Genomic DNA, 19,486 nt, shown 5'->3' with positions numbered 1-19,486 from the left:
CAATGGAGGGGACGCGCAGGGGTGCCCCCGCAGGCGACGAGAACAACCGCGCGGCACACAAGCAGGCCACGTGACGTTCGAGCGCCGAGGAGGCACCCCACAGCGGCACCGACCCCCCAACGACGCCACGGCGCAACGTGAGCCCGGGCGCGTGACCGGGCCAGTCACGCCAGCGGTGCCGCGCGCACGTGAGCCCAGGCACGTGATCAGGCCAATCACGCCGGCGGCGCGGTGCCAAGGCGCACGTGACTGGGCTGGTCACCGACGTGGACGCGCGCACGTGACCTCAGGCACGTTACCCGGCTGGTCACGGCACCGGGTCAGCCCGCGATGCCACTCCATCCCGCGACGTCCTGAGGCGAGCGCGGGCCCGGTCCGACGTAGCGGGCGGACGGCCGGACCAGGCGGCCGGTCCGCTTCTGCTCGAGGATGTGCGCGCTCCACCCGGCCGTGCGCGCACACGTGAACATCGACGTGAACATGTGCGCCGGCACTTCCGCGAAGTCCAGCATGATCGCGGCCCAGAACTCCACGTTGGTGGCGAGCACGCGGTCCGGGCGGCGGTTGTGCAGCTCTTCGAGCGCTGCCTTCTCCAGCGCCTCGGCGACCTCGTAGCGCGGCGCCCCCAGCTCCTTCGCGGTACGCCGCAGCACGCGCGCCCGCGGGTCCTCCGCGCGGTAGACACGGTGGCCGAAGCCCATGAGGCGCTCACCCTTGTCGAGGGTCTTCTTCACATACGCGGCCGCGTCCCCCGTGCGCTCGATCTCCTCGATCATGCCGAGCACCCGGGAGGGCGCACCACCGTGCAGCGGCCCGGACATGGCACCCACCGCACCGGAGAGCGCGGCGGCGACGTCCGCGCCGGTCGAGGCGATCACGCGGGCGGTGAACGTGGAGGCGTTCATGCCGTGCTCGGCGGCGGAGGTCCAGTACGCGTCGACTGCCTTGACGTGCTTGGGGTCGGGCTCGCCGCGCCAGCGGATCATGAAGCGTTCGACGATGCTGTGGGCCTTGTCGATCTCGCTCTGCGGGACCATCGGCAGGCCCTGACCGCGCGCCGACTGTGCCACGTAGGAGAGTGCCATGACCGCCGCGCGGGCAAGGTCCTCGCGCGCCTGCTCCGCGTCGATGTCGAGCAGCGGTTTCAGGCCCCACACGGGCGCGAGCATGGCGAGCGCCGACTGCACGTCGACGCGGATGTCACCGGAGTGCACCGGAATGGGGAACGGCTCGGCGGGCGGCAGCCCGGGGTTGAACGCACCGTCGACGAGCAGGCCCCAGACGTTGCCGAACGAGACCTTCCCGACCAGGTCCTCGATGTCGACACCGCGATAGCGCAGGGAGCCGCCTTCCTTGTCGGGTTCGGCGATCTCCGTTTCGAACGCGACGACTCCTTCGAGTCCAGGAACGAAGTCGGACATCAGGCGGCTCCTCATGATGTGGTCGACGGGTGGCTTGTGACACCCCGGTCATGCCCCGCGCCTGTGCGGGTCACCCGGCCCAGAAGAAAACAAGCGCGTGTGGGTGGCGGCCTGAGCTTCCATGGGCGTGCGGTCGGGTAGTTGCCGGGCGCCACGATATCTCTTGATGTCGAGAGGCCACAGCGGTCCAGATCGTAATCTTGGCGGTTCCGGCGAGTGACGGGAAGCGTGACGTCCGGCACACTCCCGCCTTCCAAGGGCGCCCACCGGACCCCGCGGGCGGACGACGGGTCCCGTACTGCAAGATGTGCGAGTGCCCCGCCGCGAGAGTGACCATCAGATCCGCCACATTCACCCTGATCCCGCGGCCATGCGTGCGCACTACCGCGCGGCCGGACTGGATGAATCGGACGTAGCCGATGATCCGTACGAGCAGTTCGCCCGCTGGTTCGCCGACGCGGCGCGCAGCGGGATGATGGAGCCGAACGCGATGGTCGTCTCGACGGCGGACCGCGCGGGCCGCCCCAGCTCGCGCACGGTGCTGCTCAAGAGCTACGACCACCGTGGCTTCGTCTTCTACACCAACTACGAATCGCGCAAGGGCCGCGACCTCGCGGTCAACCCGTACGCCTCGCTGCTCTTCCCATGGCACGGGATCGCACGGCAGGTCATCATCGGCGGCGCGGTCACCCGCGTCGGGCGCGACGAGACGGTCGCCTACTTCCGCAGCCGTCCGCACGGCTCGCAGCTCGGCGCATGGGCGAGCGAACAGTCGGCGCCGATCGGGTCGCGGGCGGAGCTGGAGCAGCGGTACGAGGAGTTGGCCGCGCGGTATCCGGAGGGCGAGGCGGTGCCGGCACCGCCGTTCTGGGGCGGGTTCCGGGTCGAGGCGGAGACCGTGGAGTTCTGGCAGGGCCGGGAGAACCGGCTGCACGACCGGCTCTACTACACCCGTAAGGGTGAGGGGTGGACCCTGCAGCGCCTGTGCCCCTGAGCACGAACGTGGACACGAACGCAGACGACCCGTGGGCTGCCGCCTGGAACTGACACCAGCCGCTTGCGCGGCGGCGAAGCTCCAGGACCGGCCGGACGATGCCGGTAGCCCACGGGTCGGGTGACTTCGTTGGATTAGGCCCGCGCTGCGCAGATCGCGTCGCAGGCGAGGTCTGCGGCGCTAGCCCGCAGTCACCTCACGCGTCCGATAAGCATTCATTCTTCGGACCACCTCCTCTCCGTGTACTCGCAACAGTAAGAACCCGATCGCTTTGGGACAAGCGATTTTCGTGAAGCGTGTGTGTGCTGCGTCACAGCGGAGTTGAATGGGTAAATGTGCAGCCTCCCGACGCGCAGCCGCTGAGCGGCGGCGACGAGCAGCTCCTCGCCGCCCTCCTCGACAGCATGGACGCCGCTTTGTGCGCGTTCGACAGCGATGGCGTCGTCACCCACTGGAACGCGGAGGCCGCCCGAGTCCTCGGCTGGACCGCCGAGGACGCCGTGGGCCGGCACGGCCTCGCCGGCTGGGCCGTGCGGGCCGCCGATGCCGACGAGCTGATGACCAGGCTGCTGGGGGTGATGCGGCGCCCGGGGAGGCAGGTGCACGAGTTCGCGCTGCTTACCAAGGACGGCCACCGGGTGCTGGTGCGCGCCCAGACATGCGCCGTGCACGCCCTCGACGGTGCGCCGGTCGGCGTCTACTGCGCGTTCTCCGAGGTGCACGCCCAGATCGATCTGGAGCGTTCGATCGCGCTCAGCGACGCGCTCTTCCAGGAGGCCTCCTGGGGCGTCGTCCTCATCGACGCCGATCTGCGGCCCGCCGTGGTCAACGGCCACGCGGCCCGCGCGCTGGGCACCGGCCGCGACACGATGCTCGGCCGCCCGCTCGGCGAGGTGCTGGCGCAGGGGGTGGAGGAGCTGGAGAACGTGCTCCATCACGTGCTCGCCGAGGGCACCCCGCCCGCCGCCGTCGACCTGTGGCTCACGCCCCGCGCCGATCCCGAGGCGCGGCGGCTGTGCTTGCGCAGCGGCTTCGTACGCCTGGGGTCGCCGCTGGGAGAGGAGCCGGTGCCGCTCGGCGTCGGCTGGCTCTTCCACGACATCACCGACACCAAGGCCGCCGAGCAGGAGGCGGCGCGGCAGCGTTTCCGCATCACGCAGCTGCGGCGCGCGGCGCGGGCGGCGATCGAGTGCGAGGAGCCGATGGAGGCGGCCACCTGCTACCTGGATTTCGCGCTTCCCGGCTTCGCCGATCACGCGCTGCTCGATGTGGTGGAGGCGGGCGGCAGGCTCGTACGGGCCGCGGGCACGCCGGCGGCCGGGTCGGGACCCTGTCTGCCGGCGGACTCGGCGGCGGCCGGGATACCGGTGCGGTACGAGAAGGGGCACCCGGCGCTGCAGGCGCTGGGGCGCACCGGTTCGGTGCGGGCCTCGCAGCTGGGGCCTGCGGAGGTGGAGGAGTGGTGCTGGCCGGAGGGGACGGTGCACGGGTTGTGCTCGGTGCTGCGCAGCCGGGCGCGGACGCTCGGCGTCGTGACGTTCCTGAGGGGGGCCTCCCGCCAGCCGTTCGACGCGGGTGATGCGGCGTACGCGGAGGACGTGGCCGCCCGGGTCGCGGCGGCGCTCGACCTCGCCGGGCCGGTTCAGGACCGGTAGAAGATCCGGTCGCGGTATTCGGCCATGATCCGCCCGTTCCACTCGTGACCGCCGTCGACGTTGCCGGAGCGCAGCAGCGGGGGCGTGATCCCGCGGCCGGCGAGCGCGCCGACCGCCGTCGCCACGACCGCCTGTACCAGTGCGCAGGTCACGACTGTGGAGGCGGGGGCGAAGGGGGCCGGGATGTCGTCGGTGGCCAGCTCCGCGTCGCCGACGGCGATCTTGTTGTCGAGCACGACGTCGCAGTGGTCCTTCAGATACGTGCCGGAGGAGTGGCGCGATTTCGTCGCCTGCGGATAGGCGAGCGAGGTCACGCCGATCACCTTCAGGCCGAGGGCGCGAGCGTTGATCGCCATCTCGACGGACAGCGCGTTGCGTCCGGAGAGCGAGATGACGATCAGCACGTCGCCCGCGCGGGCCGGGCTGGTGTCGAGGACGGCTGCCGCGAGGCCGTCGACGCGTTCGAGCGCGCTGCCGAGGGTGGCGGGCATGACGTCCACGCCGACGGTGCCGGGAACGGCGAGCAGGTTGACGAGGGCGAGGCCGCCCGCCCGGTAGACGATGTCCTGGGCGGGCAGGGAGGAGTGCCCTGCCCCGAAGACGAAGATCCGCCCGCCCGCCTCGACGGTGTCCGCGATCAGCCGGCCGGCCTCGGTGACGGCGCCGGCCTCCTCGTCCCGTACCCGTTCCAGTAGGCCGATGGCCGCGTCGAGGTACTGCCCGGCGAGATCGCGACCCGCCCCGCCGACGGCTGATGTCGCCGTGCCAACGTGTGCCATGTGGGCCTCCGGACGGCCGCTCCCGGTCGAATTGTTGCCGATCACGGTGAAGCCTGGCGCTGCGGACTGTCAACACGGCATGGGGCCGTCTTGTCGGTGCCATGCGTCAGAATTGGTAGCAGGGCCACGCACGAGCTAGTGAGGGGCATAGATGTCCGGACACCTCATCGATACGACGGAGATGTATCTCCGCACCATCCTCGAGCTCGAAGAAGAGGGTGTGGTCCCCATGCGCGCCCGCATCGCCGAGCGGCTCGACCAGAGCGGGCCGACGGTGAGCCAGACGGTGGCGCGGATGGAGCGCGACGGTCTGGTGGAGGTGGCGGGCGACCGCCACCTGGAGCTCACCGACGAGGGGCGGCGGCTGGCCACGCGCGTCATGCGCAAGCACCGGCTCGCCGAGTGCCTGCTTGTCGACGTGATCGGCCTGGAGTGGGAGCAGGTGCACGCGGAGGCCTGCCGCTGGGAGCACGTGATGAGCGAGGCGGTGGAGCGGCGGGTGCTGGAGCTGCTGCGTCACCCCACCGAGTCGCCGTACGGGAACCCGATCCCGGGCCTGGAGGAGCTGGGCCAGAAGGCGGGGGCCGACCCGTTCCTCGACGAGGGCACGGTCAGCCTCGCCGAGCTGGCCCCCGACTGCGGCTCCGAGTCGAAGAACGTGGTGATCCGCAGGATCGGCGAGCCGATCCAGACCGACGCGCAGCTGATGTACACACTGCGGCGGGCCGGTGTGCAGCCGGGCGCCGTGGTCAGTGTGTCGAGCGCGGCGGGTGGTGTGCTGGTGGGCAGTGGCGGCGAGGCAGCCGAGCTCACGCAGGATGTCGCGAGCCATGTCTTCGTCGCCAAGGCCTGACGTCCGGCGTCCGCACCACCACCACGCGTCCATCACCACGCCTGAACGGAGAGGGGCCCCGGCACCGCATGGTGCCGGGGCCCTTCCTCCCCTTCCGTCCCCCGGGCGCCGTACCCGGAACCCCGAGCTCCCCGGGTCCTTCCCCTCGCCTTGGGGGACTTTGTCCCTCCCGCCTGAACTCTCCCCTCGGCAGGCCCGGACCACACTTGAGCGCCATCACTCGAAAGAGCGATGTTGTGCGCGGGCCCGACTCTTTAGAATGGACGTTCGATATCGTGTCGTTGTTCGGCCGTCCGGCCGGGCAGGTGGAGCCCGGGGGTGCCCCATGCGGCGAATCGACGTGACCGGAGCAGGCGGCGTGCAGCTCGCCGCCTGGGACTACACCGACCAGCACAAGCCGCGCGACGAGCACGCCGAGCGCACCGATGCCGATGCCTGCGCAGTGGACGGCATCATGGCGCTCTTCGGCGACGACGAGTTCAGCGAGTACGGCGAGACGCGCACCGCGGTCCTGCTCCTCCACGGCCTGATGGGCCGTGCCTCGCACTGGGCCGCCACGGCCCGCGCGCTCGCCGCCCGCTACCGTCCCGTCGCCCTCGACCAGCGCGGCCACGGCCGCTCCGACCACCCCGACGGCCCCTACAGCCGCGAGGCGTACATCGCCGACGCCGCTGCCGCGATCGAACAGCTCGGCCTCGCCCCGGCCGTCGTCATCGGCCACTCCATGGGCGCCCTCACCGCTTGGCAGCTCGCCGCCCGCCGCCCCGATCTCGTGCGCGCCCTCGTCATCTGCGACATGCGTGCCTCCGCACTCGGCGAGGCGAGGAGTGGTTCGCATCCTGGCCGCTGCCGTTCGCGACCCTCGCCGACGTCGGCAAGTGGTTCGGGTCCGACGATCCGACGCTGGAGCGCCCGCGTCCCGCCCGTGGCGCATTCTTCGCCGAGGTGATGGAGGAGCGCGACGACGGCTGGTGGCCGTTGTTCTCCTTCGCCCACATGCTCAGCTCCCGTGAGCCGTGGATCCCGGACGCGCATTGGGAGGAGTTGGCGCACGTCCGCTGCCCGACGCTGGTCGTCAGGGGCTGGGACGGCGAACTCGGCCGCGCCGAGGCCCAGGAGATGGTCCGCGTCCTGCCGCACGGCAGCTACGCCGAGATCGCGGACGCAGGCCATCACGTCCCCTGGGACCAGCCGGCCGCCTGGCAGTCCGCGGTGGACTCCTTCCTGGCGGAGGTCCTCACGCCATCGGCACCGTGACCGTGAGCAGTTCGCCGTCGCCGAGGTGAAGCAGCGCGCGGCCCGGCGTGGGACCGCTGCCCACCGCGCTGCGCGGCAGCCGCACGCCGATCAGGTCGCCGCTCATCGTCGATTGAGGAGACAGCACCATCCCGCGCCGCGCCCGCTTGGCGTCGACCTGCCAGCCGGCGAAGCCGGAGCAGATGTCCTCCTCGTCCCCGGCGAACACCAGCGCATGCGCCGATTCGCTGCCGCGCGCGATGATCTCGCGCAGTACGGGCGAGGCATCGCAGTCGCGCAGCAGCTCCGCGTCGTCGACGATGACGGCCACGGGCTCGCCGCCCGCCCTCTCCAGCGCCTCGGTCAGCCCGTCGGCCGGGATGTCCTCGCCGGTGAACAGCCGCAGCACGTCGTGGTGTTCGGCGAGCCTCCGCAGCGGTGACGGCCTCGGCGCGGCCACCACCAGGCGCGTGCCCTGGGCGAAAAGGGAGCGGGCGAGCGTCAGCAGGGCCGTCGAGCGCCCGGACTTCGACGGTCCGCCGATCACGAAGGCGGGCAGCCCGTCCGCCAGGTCCGGCCCGTACGCGGTGAGTTCGTCGCCACCGACGCCGGCAAGGCCCCACAGCCGCGACGCTCCCGCCGGCCCCTGCGGATCGCGCATCCGCCACGCATCCTCGAAGCTCAGCCGTGACGGCAGCACATCGACGCGGAACGGCCGTTGTTCGCGCGACAGCGACGCGTCCCGCTCTCTTGCCCGCTCCCCGATCGAGGTGAGGGCGGCGGCCTGCGCCTGCCCGCCCGGATCCGTGTCCAGCAGTGCGATCTGCACCTCGATGCCGGTCTCGTTGCGGTACGCCCGCCCGGCCGGGATCTCATCCGGCAACTTGCGCGGATTGATCCCGATCATCGAGGCGTCCGAACGGTCGGCCAGTCGAAAGGCGATCTTGTCCTCCGTCAGCGCGGAGATCCGGCCCGTCAGCAGGGTGCGGTCCCCTGTGATCACCAGGTGCACGCCGACGCTCGCGCCCTCCCGCACCATCGCGAACAGATTGTCCGTCAGCTGCCCGCCGTCCACCTCGCCGAGCCCCGCCAGCCAGCTCTCCCACCGGTCGAGCACCACCACGATGTGCGGCAGTCGGTCGCCGGGCGCAGCTGATGCCCGCTGCTCCCCGATGTCCGCACACCCGTCGGCCGCAAGCAGTTCGTGACGCCGTGTCATCTCTTGTGTCAGGCGCGCGATCAACCGGACCGCGCGCTCCGTCTGCGCCCGGGAGACCACCGCGCCGCAATGCGGCAGCCGCGTCAGCGCGGCCAGCGCGCCGTTACCGCAGTCGATCCCGTACAGGTGCACATCAGCGGTGCTGTGCGTGAGCGCGAGTGAGCCGGCGATGGTGCGTAGCAACTGCGAGCGGCCCGAACGCGGTGCGCCCGCGGCCAGCAGATGACCGAAGGCCGCGAAATCGATCGCCGCGGTGCGCCGTGCCTGCTGTGCCGGCAGGTCCTCGACACCGTACGGCGCCACGGGCATCCCGCCCGGCTCCGCCGGCTGCTCCAGCTCCTCCAGCTCCTCCAGCTCGTCCAGCACCAGCGTCTCGGGCAGCGGCGGCAGCCACGGGCTGTGCTGTGCGGGCACGGCGAGCCGGTCGTTCGCTGCCCGCACGGCCTCCACTAGCACCATCAAGTCGGTGATCTCGTCGTCGCCCTGGGACGCCTGCGCGTTCGCCGGGCGGCGCGCCTGTGGGCGCCCGAGCCCCTGCCAGTCGACCGGTGCGGACCACGGCGGGCGCGGGGGGCCGGCCGTGGCCGTCCCGGGATGCCGCCCGCCGACGCGCCCCGCCTGGAACGGTACGAGGGAGGCGTGCCCGAGCCGTACATACGCCCGGCCGGGTGTGGACTTGGCGATGCGCCCGGCGTCGGGTGCGTCGATCACGTCCGAGGAGCGCGGCGTTCGGCGGCGCGTAACGGCAGAGTTCGAGCAGCGAGTTGCCCAGCGCCAGCTGGGTTCCGAGCCGCCAGTCCGTGGTCCGGGTGCCGATGGTGACCCGGCAGCTCCCGTCCATCCCGATGGCGACGGCGGCGGCCCGCTCGGCCATCTCCGGGTCGTCGATGCGGATCCGTACCGTCGCACCGCGGCCGATCTCCACCCGTCCGACGCCGAGCCGGTGCACCGCCCCGGCATCCGGCCCGCCGACGACCCTGATCTCCACCGCCCCCGTGGGCTCTCCGCCCAGGCAGCCGGCCGGATCGTGGAGACTGACGACGGCGCCCTCGCGCAGCGGCGAGTCGGTGACGGTACGGGACGGATCGACGGCGAACCCGTCGACGTAGACGGTCGGCGTCCTCGGTGCGCCCTGCTGCTGCGCGCCGTGCTCCCGCAGCGCGATGACCCGCCCGTCGTCGCCCCCGACCTGCCGTTCGAGCTCCTTTGCGAGCTCCCCGACAGCCGTCTCCGCCTCCGCCTCGACCACCACATCGGCCCGGTCACCGCCGAACGGGTCGACGACGGTCAAGGTCAGGCGCACGATCGTCCTCCGTGGTCAGGGAAGGGGTCCATACGGACGGCGCTACGGACGATATCCGCCACGCCCGGCAGGAGGACACCGCGTTCGAGCGGCCCGTTAAGCTTCGGGTTCGACCGGCGCCGAACGGGCGCGAACGGGCGTATGCCGTACGTCGAACGCTGGACGGGGGTGGCTGCGGGTGCAGCCTTTGGGGTCGGGCGATCCGCAGGTCCTCGGTGGTTACCGGATGCTCGGACGGCTCGGGGCGGGCGGCATGGGCCGCGTCTATCTCGCGCGCAGCCCGGGCGGTCGTACGGTCGCGGTGAAGGTGGTACGCGCGGAGCTCGCCGAGGACGCGGAGTTCCGGCGGCGTTTCCGCCACGAGGTGGAGATCGCGCGAGCGGTCTCGGGCCCGTACACCGCACCGGTCGTCGACGCCGACACGGAGGGTCCGCTGCCGTGGCTGGCCACGGCGTACGTACTCGGGCCCGGCCTCGACGACGTCATCGCGCAGCATGGCCCGCTGCCGGAGGAGAGCGTGTGGGCGCTGGCCGGCGGCCTGGCGGAGGCGCTGCGGGGAATTCACGGAGCGGGCCTTGTGCACCGCGACCTGAAGCCGTCGAACGTGCTGCTCACGGCGGACGGGCCGCGCGTCATCGACTTCGGCATCGCGCGGGCCATCGACGGCGAACGGCTCACCAGCACGGGCGTCGTCGTCGGCTCGCCCGGCTTCATGTCGCCGGAACAGGCGATGGGACGGGTCGTCGGACCGGAGGGTGACGTCTTCTCGCTCGGCGTGGTGCTGGCGTACTCGTCGTCCGGCGAGATGCCCTTCGGTGCGGGCGCCCCTGCCGCGTTGCTCTACCAAGTCGTTCACGAGGAACCGGACTTGAGCGCCGTCCCCGCGGCGCTTCAGGCACCGATCGCCGAATGCCTCGCCAAGGACCCGGGCAAGCGGCCCACACCGCAGCAGATCGCCGAGGGCGTCGCCGGCCGCGGGCTGTCGGTGCTGCGGGGCGGCTGGCTGCCGGGACCGGTCGCCTCCACCATCGCCCAGCACGCCTCGCGCATCCTCGACCTGGACACGGCCCCGCTGATGGCGGCGCCCCCGTCCCCGTCGGTACCGCCGGTCCACGCGCGCGTGCCCACGCCTGCGCCGGTGCCTGCGCCCGAGCCCGTAACGGCGCCGCGCACCGTGGCACCCACGGCCCCCTCCCGCCGCCGCTTCCTCACCATCGCCGCAGCGGCCGGTGTGGTGACGCTCGGCGGCGCGGGAGCGGCCGTGGCGTTCGTCCAGGGCGATGGGCACGGCGACAAGCCATCGCATCAGCCCACGCCCCTGTGGACCTACGACGGCGAGGACACGGACAACCAGATCGTCTGGGCCGCCGGGCAGTCGGTGATCCTGCCGACCCGTGACGTGACCGCGCTGTCGCTGACGACCGGCAAGCAGGTGTGGACCGGTCAGGGACGAATCGGCGGTCCGCAGAACGGCCGACGGAAGGCATACCCGATGTTCGCGGGTGCGAACACGCTGGTAGGAACAGGAACAACCGGGAACGTCATCGCTCTCGACCCCACATCGGGTGCCCAACAATGGCAGTGGCCGCGCCCTTCGCCTCTGACCAGCATCGACGCGTTCGTCGCTGTCGACACCGACGCCGTCTACGCCTTCGCAACGGCCAACCGCCGCCCCGTCCTGCTGAGCATCGACACCACGCGCCAGCGCGAGCGCTGGCGCATCCCGGTCAGCGGAAAGACCCCGGTGGGGGGCGCGTTCGGCACGGTGAGCGGCCGCTACCTCGCCTCCACGGACGATGCGACCAACGCCCTGACCGTCCGCGACACGGCTGACGGCCGGGAGTTGTGGTCCGTTCCCTTCGCGAGCAAGGGCAACACCATCCTCCCGGCGATCGCCGACGGCACGGTCTTCGTCACGGACGAGGCGATCACGGCCTACGACCTCGCCACGGGCCACCAGAAATGGTCGTCGCCGGGCGGCGGTTCCTTCCTCTCTGCCCCGTCGGTCCGCGACGGCGTGGTCTACGTCGGCGACAACACCACGGGCGTGCGCGCCCTGTCCGCCTCCGACGGCCGCCAGCTGTGGACCACCCATCTCGCAGGCGCCGGCAACGGCAACGACCTCGTGGTCACGGACAACGCCGTGTACGCGGCAAGCAACACAGTCACGGACGGCATCTACGCCCTGAACCGGTCGACCGGCACGGTGACGTGGAACTTCCGCCCGCCGAAGCCGGCCGCTCCGCCGACGGACGTCTGGCAACTGACGAACGCCACCGGCCGCATCATCGCAACCCTGGGCGGCCATGTCTTTGCGCTGCCGGCCGTGTCAGCGTGAGCAAAGAAAAGAGAGGCATGCCGTGCCTGGCATCCTGTCCGAGAACGCCACGCGACGCCGGCACTCTGCCACGCGGTATGAGCAAGGAGGCCTGGCAGCGTGCGCGGGCCACTCGATCAAGCGGAGAAACCCCGTGGACTCCGGTGGACATCCGAGGGCTCGATATGCCCCATCGGCATGCGCCGGACTGAAGGATCACCGCACGACGGTCTGAACCTCCTGAACACTGACGGGCGTTGTCGTGCCGAAGGTCCCATCAGGCAGAGTGCCGCCGGCATTGCCCGTTCCGGTCCAGCGGATCCTCCAGGTGATGGTGGCCCTCAGCTGATACGGCCCGGAGCTCGTCGTCGCCCGCAGGTACGTGAGCCCGCACGGCGGAACGTTGTTCCCGTCGGAGGAGGTGTACGGGGTGCCGATGCTCCCGTCCGCGTTGATCGGGCAGTCGCCGGAGGCGGGGTAAACATTGGCGTCCTGCGTGCCGGGATCGATGTGCAGCGCGACGGGAGTCGCGGTGGTCGTGGCAGAGATGTTGAGCGCGGGCAGTGACGCGGTCACGGAGACGGGCTTGAAGGTGGCCTTGTCTAGCCAGGCCCAGGTGTTGAGGTTGACGGTCTGTATGCCAGCCGGATTCATGTCGATCGCGCGGTTGGGCACAAGTACTTTCGCGTAGGCAAGCTCCGCAAGAACCTGAGGGCTGATGACGTTCTGGATCGGGGGCGGCGATTGACCGTTGTCAACCCAGAAGGGCTGTTCTGTACATGAGAAGGCATTCGGATCGGTCAGCCGGTCGGGATTGGGGATGGCCGTCCACCAGTAGCCATGCCCCGCCTTGTCCAGGTTGAAGTTCGTGTACGGATGGCCGTTCACGTAGCGGTCACGTTGCTGGTTGACCCATTGGTACCCGACGGACGGCTCGCTCCAGATGGCTTCACTCTCCTGCTGGAACTGTTGCGGCGTATAGGTCGGGGCGTACCAGCACGCAGGGGGCGTCCAGGTGGTCGTCGGGGACAGGCCCCCGACGGCGGGTCCGCTGCCGTTCTTGGACGTGTCGTACCGAATGCCTGCGGCGGTCGCGGATATCTGGCCACTGCTCGCATTGCCAGAAGGCCCGCTCGGGAACTGTGTCTGACCACCCGGAGGCCAGTCCGCGTAGGCCAACGAAGGCTGCACCGCCAGGGCGATCGCGCTGGCGGTGAGTGCAATGGCACGTATCCGCATCATGGCTGGCACTTTGCGGCCCCCCGCTGTGACGTCATCTGTTCGGCAACCCAGATGCCTTCGCTGTTCCTCTTCACGGAACCGGCGTAGTACACGTAGCTATTCTTCGTCACCGGCGTGACGTCGACTTTGCCAGTCTTGAGGTCTTTGCCGTACGCCTTGCTCTCGTCCTCGCAGTAGCTGATCGTCGCCCAGCCGCCGCTGCCGATCGTCACTTCACGATCGTAGTAGCGCGCGGTGCCGGTGGAGCGCATGCCTGCGTCGACGAAGGTCTTGATCCAGTTGTACGTGTCCGCACCTGCTGTCCCCTCCGAGTAGAACTGATATGCCTTGTCGTTGGGGTTGCTGCGTGCGATGGCTTGGTGGGTGGCTTCGATGAACTGCTCGTTGTCATAGAGCACGGCGTCCTTGGTGGGATCGCCGGTCTTGTCGCCTTCGAAGCGAAGATGGAGATCGCTCGGCAGCGTGATCTGCGGCCGCGGAACAGAGCTCGACGCCGACGGTGCCGCTGACGACGGAGCAGCGCTCTGCGCTCCCTTGATCGGCCCGGAACTCTGGTTGCTGCCGCTGCCGCTGCCACATCCGGTCAGCAGCAGGCCGGCCGCCGTGACGAGCGTTGCCGCAGTGGTCAGGGTGCGGGTGGTCACGTGCGTATCTCCCGTTGTCTGTGAGGCACAAGCGCCCATACGCTACGGGTTCTTGGGCGAGTTGAGGTCGATCGTGACCACATTGCAAAGATCGCACACACCGGCAGTGAGCGTGCCGATTCAGGTATGCGGCGAATCGAGCAGGCACTCTACGGTCATTCAGAGGTGAACAATCTGAGTCGGTGCTTGTCTCTAACCGTGCCGGAGGGGTCCACGCGTCAGCATCGCTGGGGGTCATTCGTCCGCGATGGAGTTGCATCGGTGGGGAGTCCCGGATGGACCAGCCACGCCAAGGGGCACGGCGCCGCTGCCGGGAAGAGCGACTCCAGCTCCGGCGACTTCTTCTCCGTGACCGGGTTTGCGTTGTGGCTGGGCGCCGTGACGCTGCCGTTGCGGCGGGCGACGGAGTGCGGGCCGTTGGCCGGGCGTGCGGAGGGTGAGGAGAGCGATGGCGTGATCGGGCGGTCGGTCGGGGAGCTGGTGTGGGTGAGGGGCTGGCGTATTCCGTCGATCGCCGATGCGTTCGTCAGGCGCCGTGGCAACGGGCCGCATCTCGTGCTTCTCGACGCGGACGGATGCCGGGTCGGAGTCGTCAGCCAGGTCGGGAGAATTAGAAGGATTTGGCGGAGTTCTGTCGTTGGATGTTGGATCGGGATTCCGTTCGCCGCGTACGACATTGGGTACGGCTACATCCGCGGCCGACGGCCACGCGTTCTCGATTCTTCGCTTTTCCCGCGGCGCGGGCGTGAGATCCGATGGCCTGCCAAGTGATCACGGCTGCGTGCGCCGGGCGCGTCAGTCGTGAGGCTGCTGTTATCGGATGCGCCTTGAGGGGCTTTCTGCGCCGCTGATACCGTCGGATGGCTTGACGGTCGGGGAGGGGCTGTCAGGGGGACCTGTGACGTCAGTGAGCCAGTGAGCGACCAGCTTCGGGGATCTTCGGGGATATTGCGTGAGGACCAAGGAACGCACCGGTGCCGGCGGAGGTGCCAACCGGCCTGTCGCCACGGCGGGTCAGGGGCAGGGCTATGGTCAGGGCGTCGGTGAGCGGCTTCCGGTCGCTCCGCGGGAGCGCAAGCCCGCGTTGGCCGCACTCGCCGTGCTGCTGATTCTCGTGGGGGCGCTCGGTTCGACGGTGCTGGTGCTGCGCGCCGGCAACAAGATTCAGGCCATCAAGATCATCGCGCCGGTCGCCCAGGGGCAGTCCATTCCCTCCTCCGCGATCACCGAGGTCGACGTCGCATCCGGTACGGGAATCAACTATGTGCCGTGGTCGCAGCGGAACGAGCTCTCCGGTTTTCGTGCGGCCACCACTCTCGTGCCCGGTACGGCGCTTGTCGGCGAGATGCTGACGCAGCAGAGCGGGCTCGCCTCCGGGAAGGTGCTGGTCGGGCTGTCACTCAAGGACGGGCAGTATCCGCCGGGGTTGAAGGCGGGGGACACGGTGGCGGCCTATCTGGTGAGCACGAGCGGAAGCACAGACTCCGGCGCCGCCTCGGGCTCCTCTTCCGGGCCTGGTTCAGGGAAGACGTCCTCATCGAGCACCGCCGGCGGCGGGAATCTACTGGCCGCGAGCGCGACCGTGCAGTCCGCGACCCCCAGCACCGACAGCAACGGCGTGAGCAGCGGAAATCTGCCGGTGACGCTTGTGGTCGACCAGAGCGATGCGCCGGCGCTCGCTCAAGCGGCCTCCGCCGGGCAGGTGGCGCTCGTCGTGGTCCCGAGCGGCAGCGGCAGCTGACATGGCGCTGATCGCTTTTGCCGCCGACAAGGGCTCGCCGGGTGTGACCACTGCGGCCGTGGCGTTGGCCGCGGTGTGGCCGCGCCGCGCGCTGTTCGCAGAGGTGGACCCAGCCGGCGGAGACCTGGTCTATCGCAGTGCTGCCGCGCACGGTGGTGCGCTCGACCCCAACACCGGCATGCTCTCGCTCGCCGCGACGGCCCGGCGCGGGCTGGTCGCCGAGCAGGTCTGGGACCACGCGCAGCCCATCGCGGGCGGACTGGATGTGCTGGTGGGGCTGGGGGGTGCCGAACAGGCCGCCGGCCTTGGCGGGTTGTGGCCGACGCTGGGGCGGGCCTTCGCCGCGCTTGCCGACTCGCCGCAGGGCGGCGCCGACGTGATCGCGGACTGCGGGCGGATCGGGGCGGACGGTCCCGTGCAAGAACTGCTGCCGCACGCCTCGCTGGTGCTGTTGCTGGCGCGGACGGAGCCGGAGCATCTCGCCCGGGTACGGGACCGGGCGGCGGCCCTGTCCGCGAAGCTGCACGGCGCGCACCGGGGCGCCGCCCAGCTCGGCTTTCCGCCGATCGGTGTGCTGCTCGTCGCCGAGCCGGGGCGCGGCGAGAAGATCGCGGGGCAGGTCAACACGATGCTCATCGCGGCGCAGATCGGCGCGCAGGTGGTGGGGACGCTCGCCTACGACCCGGCCGGGGCCGAGCAGTTGGCGGGGCGGCGGCGCGGTCATGTCGGCAAGTCGCTTCTCGTGCGCTCGGCGCGCCAGGTCGCCGGTGACGTCTTCCACCGGTTCAACCTTGCCACGTCGTACCAGGCCACGGCGGGTCAGGCCACGGCGGGTCAGTCCGCGTCGCACCCGTCCACGTCGTACCCGTATGGACAGGGCCCGGCATGAGCGCGGTCGACCATCAGCTCGTCAAGCGGTTCCGGCAGGAGGCGGGCGACCGCATCGCCGAGCAGCGGCGCCTGGATCAGGTGTCCGGTCTGCCGCCGATGTCCGCTGAGGACGAGCGGCAGTTCGCGCGCGCCGTGATCGCGCAGATCCTGGAGGAGTACGCGCGCACCGAGATCACGGTGGGCCGCACGCCGCCGAGCGCGGAGGCGGAGGAGGCGTATGCGGCGGCCGTGCACGCCGCGTTGTTCGGGGTGGGGCGGTTGCAGCCGCTGCTGGACGACGCCGAGGTCGAGAACATCGACATCAACGGCTGTGACCAGGTCTTCGTGGGGTACGCGGACGGGCGTGAGGTGCGCGGGGAGCCGGTCGCGGAGAGCGATGAGGAGCTCGTCGAGCTGATACAGGTGCTCGGCGCGTATTCGGGGCTGTCGTCGCGGCCGTTCGACTCCGCCAATCCGCAGCTCGACCTGCGGCTGCCGGACGGTTCGCGTCTGTCGGCGGTGATGGACGTGACGAGGCGTCCTGCGCTGTCGATCCGCCGTGCCCGGCTCGGCAAGGTCTTCCTCGCCGATCTGATCGGCAACGCGACGCTGACGCAGGAGCTGGGGAGTTTCCTGGCCGCGGCGGTGGCGGCACGTAAGAACATCATGATCGCGGGGGCGACCAATGCGGGGAAGACGACGCTGCTGCGGGCGCTGGCCAACGAGATCGGGCCGTCGGAGCGGCTGATCACGGTGGAGCGGGCGCTGGAGCTCGGGCTGGACCAGTTCCCCGAACTTCACCCGAACGTGGTGGCGTTCGAGGAGCGGCTGCCCAACTCCGAGGGACACGGCGCGATCACTATGGCGGAGCTGGTGCGCCGATCGCTGCGCATGAACCCGTCACGGGTGATCGTGGGTGAGGTGCTCGGCGACGAGATCGTCACCATGCTCAATGCGATGTCGCAGGGCAACGACGGTTCGCTGTCGACGATCCACGCCAACAGCTCCTCCGAGGTCTTCAACCGCATCTCCACCTATGCGCTGCAGGCGGCCGAGCGGCTGCCGATCGAGGCCTCCCAGATGCTGGTGGCGGGCGCGATCGACTTCGTCGTGTTCATCGAGCGGCGCAACGACTTCGCCCGCGGCGGCACGCTGCGCCGCGTGGTCACCTCCGTGCGGGAGGTCAACGGCGTGGACGGGCGGGTGCTGTCGTCCGAGGTGTTCGCGGAGGGCCCGGACGGGCGGCCGCATGCGCATGCGCCGGTCGCGTGCCTGGATGAGCTCCTCGCGCACGGCTATCAGCCACCAGGGGCGTGGTGAGCATGGGCTCGATGGGCTCGTTGAATATGGGCGGGGTGTTCTCGCTTCCCGTGCTGTACGGGCTTGTGTGCGGCGCTGTCGCGGGCGGCGGGATCGCGCTGCTCGTGGTGGCGGTGCGCGGCCTGCCGGCCAAGGCGAACGGCGACCGCCCGGGCGGATCGCGGCGGGATCCGGCCGAGCTGCTGCGCTTTCTGACGCGGCGCGGGTCGCTCGCCGTGGGTGCGGGCCTGCTCGTGCTGCTGCTGACCCGGTGGCCGATCGCCGGGATCGCGGCGGGGGTGCTGGTCTTCGCATGGGACCGGCTCTTCGGCGGCGCGGCCGAGGAGCGGGCAGCGATGCGGCGGGTGGAGGCGCTGGCGGCGTGGACGGAGTCGCTGCGGGACACGATCGCGGGGGCGGTCGGCTTGGAGCAGGCGATTCCGGCGTCCGCGCGCGCCGCGGCCCCGGCGCTGCGCCCGCACCTGGACGGCCTCGTCGACCGGCTGCGCTCCCGTACCCCGCTGCCGGATGCGCTGCACCAGCTCGCCGACGACCTGGACGACCCGTCCGCGGACATCGTCGTCGCGGCGCTCATCCTCAACGCCCGGCTGCGGGGGCCGGGGCTGCGGGAGGTGCTGGGCGCGCTGGCGAAGTCGGCGCGCGAGGAGGTCGACATGCGGCAGCGGGTGATGGCGCAGCGCGCGAGCACACGGCGCAGTGTGCAGATCGTGATCGGGGTGTCGGTGGCGTTCGTGCTGGGGCTGGCCGTCTTCAACCGCGACTTCGTCGCCCCGTACGGGACGGCCATCGGGCAGCTGGTACTGGCGTGCGTGTGCGCGCTGTTCGCGGCCGGGTTCTGGTGGCTGCGGAAGCTGTCGCGGATCGAGACGCCGGACCGGTTCCTGCGGCGGGACGAGATGCCCGGCGCGGGGGCGCCCGGGCAGCAGCAGTGGGGGGTGCCGGTGCGATGACGCTGGCCGTACTGGCCGGGGCCGCATTCGGCCTCGGGCTCTTCGTCCTGGTACGCGCGCTGATGCCGAGCCGGCGCGGCGCGGTGGCGCAGGTGGCGCGCATCGACGCGCTGCGCGCCGCCCGGCCCGCGGGCGGCATCGGCGGGACGCCTGTACAGCGTGAGCCCGGTGTACGGTCCCGCATCGGGCAGCGCGTCGCCGAGTTCTATGTGCAGCAGGGATGGCAGCAGCGGTCGCTGCGTGCGGATCTGGCGGTGCTGCAGCGCAGTTGGGAGGGGTTCCTCGCAACGAAGGTGCTGCTGGCTGCGGTCGGGGTCTTCTTCGGGCCGTTCGTCTTCGCCGTCGCGTGGACGATCGGCATGGGCAGCAGTCCCGTCATCCCCGTCTGGCTCGCGGTGCTGTGCGCCGTCGTCTTCTTCCTTCTGCCCGATGTCGAGGTGCGCAGGGACGCCGCGGCGAAGCGGCGCGACCTGCGACGCGTCGTCGGCGCGTACCTCGACCTGGTGGCGATGAACCTCGCGGGAGGCCGAGGGCTGCCCGAGGCGCTGATGGCGGCGGCCGAGGTGAGCGACGGATGGGCGCTGCGGCGGATCCGCACCTGCCTGGCCGACGCCCGCATCACCGGGACCAGCCAGTGGGAGGCGCTCGGGCAGCTCGGCGAGGAGCTGGGCATCGAGGAGCTGAAGGATCTGTCGGCTTCGCTGGCGCTCGTCGCGGATGACGGAGCGAAGGTACGGGAATCGCTCGGATCGCGAGCGGAGACGATGCGGCACCGCGAACTCGCCGAGATCGAGGGCAGCGCGGGCGAGAAATCGCAGTCGATGCTCGTTGCCCAGTTGTTGCTCTGCGCGGGCTTTCTGGTCTTCCTGATCTTCCCGGCCGCGATGCGCGTCTTTTCGGTCTGAGACCCGGACAACCATTACTTCGAGAGGACTTGCCACA

General features: G+C 70.7%; 17 protein-coding genes and 1 pseudogene. 12 read left to right on the top strand and 6 right to left on the bottom strand.

Features of this window, described 5'->3' with window-relative positions:
- Positions 1-320: 320 nt before the first annotated feature.
- On the bottom strand, positions 321-1,421 hold the full coding sequence (locus tag NGB36_RS09080) for a citrate synthase 2 (protein WP_255919633.1): 1,101 nt from the start codon (positions 1,419-1,421) through the stop codon (positions 321-323).
- A gap of 370 nt (positions 1,422-1,791) precedes the next feature.
- Here NGB36_RS09080 and pdxH point away from each other — a divergent pair, with 370 nt between their 5' ends.
- Both pdxH and NGB36_RS09070 read left to right on the top strand, forming a co-directional pair.
- Positions 1,792-2,415 carry a pyridoxamine 5'-phosphate oxidase gene (gene pdxH, locus NGB36_RS09075; RefSeq protein WP_255919632.1) on the top strand — a complete coding sequence of 208 codons (624 nt, stop codon included), beginning with the start codon at positions 1,792-1,794 and terminating at the stop codon, positions 2,413-2,415.
- A gap of 335 nt (positions 2,416-2,750) precedes the next feature.
- Positions 2,751-4,070, top strand: coding sequence for a PAS domain-containing protein (locus NGB36_RS09070; protein WP_255919631.1), 1,320 nt, complete (start codon positions 2,751-2,753; stop codon positions 4,068-4,070).
- Here the strand turns inward: NGB36_RS09070 and NGB36_RS09065 are convergent.
- Positions 4,058-4,849 carry an SIS domain-containing protein gene (locus tag NGB36_RS09065; RefSeq protein WP_255919630.1) on the bottom strand — a complete coding sequence of 264 codons (792 nt, stop codon included), beginning with the start codon at positions 4,847-4,849 and terminating at the stop codon, positions 4,058-4,060. The genes NGB36_RS09070 and NGB36_RS09065 overlap by 13 nt on opposite strands.
- 151 nt (positions 4,850-5,000) lie before the next feature.
- Here NGB36_RS09065 and NGB36_RS09060 point away from each other — a divergent pair, with 151 nt between their 5' ends.
- The 3 genes from NGB36_RS09060 to NGB36_RS09050 all read left to right on the top strand — a co-directional run bounded on the left by NGB36_RS09060 (position 5,001) and on the right by NGB36_RS09050 (position 6,959).
- Positions 5,001-5,702 (top strand): iron-dependent transcriptional repressor DtxR, encoded by a 702-nt coding sequence (locus NGB36_RS09060; protein ID WP_255919629.1) that lies wholly within the window; start codon positions 5,001-5,003, stop codon positions 5,700-5,702.
- Between the two features lie 325 nt (positions 5,703-6,027).
- On the top strand, positions 6,028-6,651 hold the full coding sequence (locus NGB36_RS09055; RefSeq protein ID WP_255919628.1) for an alpha/beta fold hydrolase: 624 nt from the start codon (positions 6,028-6,030) through the stop codon (positions 6,649-6,651).
- A complete protein-coding gene (locus NGB36_RS09050) occupies positions 6,651-6,959 on the top strand; it encodes an alpha/beta fold hydrolase (protein ID WP_255919627.1) in 309 nt (102 codons plus the stop codon). Before NGB36_RS09055 ends, NGB36_RS09050 begins: the two co-directional genes overlap by 1 nt.
- Here NGB36_RS09050 and NGB36_RS09045 read toward each other — a convergent pair.
- Positions 6,940-8,877, bottom strand: a pseudogene (locus tag NGB36_RS09045) (FtsK/SpoIIIE domain-containing protein); the annotation flags it as partial. The gene NGB36_RS09050 and the pseudogene NGB36_RS09045 overlap by 20 nt on opposite strands.
- Positions 8,878-8,921: 44 nt before the next feature.
- Between NGB36_RS09045 and NGB36_RS09040 the strand changes: the two are divergent.
- Both NGB36_RS09040 and NGB36_RS09035 read left to right on the top strand, forming a co-directional pair.
- Positions 8,922-9,266: a hypothetical protein gene (locus NGB36_RS09040; protein ID WP_255919658.1), complete on the top strand. Its 345-nt coding sequence runs from the start codon at positions 8,922-8,924 to the stop codon at positions 9,264-9,266.
- A 372-nt stretch (positions 9,267-9,638) separates the two neighbouring features.
- Positions 9,639-11,798 (top strand): protein kinase domain-containing protein, encoded by a 2,160-nt coding sequence (locus NGB36_RS09035; RefSeq protein WP_255919626.1) that lies wholly within the window; start codon positions 9,639-9,641, stop codon positions 11,796-11,798.
- Positions 11,799-11,993: 195 nt separating this feature from the next.
- Here NGB36_RS09035 and NGB36_RS09030 read toward each other — a convergent pair whose 3' ends face one another.
- The 3 genes from NGB36_RS09030 to NGB36_RS09020 form a co-directional block, all read right to left on the bottom strand.
- The gene (locus NGB36_RS09030) at positions 11,994-12,956 is read right to left on the bottom strand and encodes a hypothetical protein (protein WP_308288822.1); all 963 of its coding nucleotides are present in this window, start codon (positions 12,954-12,956) and stop codon (positions 11,994-11,996) included.
- Between the two features lie 59 nt (positions 12,957-13,015).
- Positions 13,016-13,663 (bottom strand): hypothetical protein, encoded by a 648-nt coding sequence (locus NGB36_RS09025; RefSeq protein WP_255919624.1) that lies wholly within the window; start codon positions 13,661-13,663, stop codon positions 13,016-13,018.
- A 218-nt stretch (positions 13,664-13,881) separates the two neighbouring features.
- Positions 13,882-14,205: a hypothetical protein gene (locus NGB36_RS09020; RefSeq protein ID WP_255919623.1), complete on the bottom strand. Its 324-nt coding sequence runs from the start codon at positions 14,203-14,205 to the stop codon at positions 13,882-13,884.
- 410 nt (positions 14,206-14,615) lie between these two features.
- Here NGB36_RS09020 and NGB36_RS09015 point away from each other — a divergent pair, with 410 nt between their 5' ends.
- Genes NGB36_RS09015 through NGB36_RS08995 form a run of 5 tightly spaced genes read left to right on the top strand, consistent with a single transcriptional unit; the run spans position 14,616 to position 19,449 of the window.
- The gene (locus NGB36_RS09015) at positions 14,616-15,404 is read left to right on the top strand and encodes a hypothetical protein (protein ID WP_255919622.1); all 789 of its coding nucleotides are present in this window, start codon (positions 14,616-14,618) and stop codon (positions 15,402-15,404) included.
- Position 15,405: 1 nt separating this feature from the next.
- Positions 15,406-16,293, top strand: coding sequence for a hypothetical protein (locus NGB36_RS09010; RefSeq protein WP_255919621.1), 888 nt, complete (start codon positions 15,406-15,408; stop codon positions 16,291-16,293).
- Positions 16,290-17,594 carry a TadA family conjugal transfer-associated ATPase gene (locus tag NGB36_RS09005; RefSeq protein ID WP_255919620.1) on the top strand — a complete coding sequence of 435 codons (1,305 nt, stop codon included), beginning with the start codon at positions 16,290-16,292 and terminating at the stop codon, positions 17,592-17,594. The genes NGB36_RS09010 and NGB36_RS09005 overlap by 4 nt, the downstream gene beginning before the upstream one ends.
- A 2-nt stretch (positions 17,595-17,596) precedes the next feature.
- Positions 17,597-18,544: a type II secretion system F family protein gene (locus NGB36_RS09000; RefSeq protein WP_255919655.1), complete on the top strand. Its 948-nt coding sequence runs from the start codon at positions 17,597-17,599 to the stop codon at positions 18,542-18,544.
- Entirely contained in the window at positions 18,541-19,449 is a 909-nt protein-coding gene (locus NGB36_RS08995; protein WP_255919619.1) for a type II secretion system F family protein, read from the top strand. Before NGB36_RS09000 ends, NGB36_RS08995 begins: the two co-directional genes overlap by 4 nt.
- Positions 19,450-19,486 lie beyond the last annotated feature (37 nt).

This window comes from Streptomyces humicola (genome assembly GCF_024436035.1).
Lineage (GTDB): Bacteria > Actinomycetota > Actinomycetes > Streptomycetales > Streptomycetaceae > Streptantibioticus_B > Streptantibioticus_B humicola.
The sequence above is the reverse complement of the archived record's forward strand: the minus strand, read 5'-3'. Positions and strand labels throughout refer to the sequence as shown.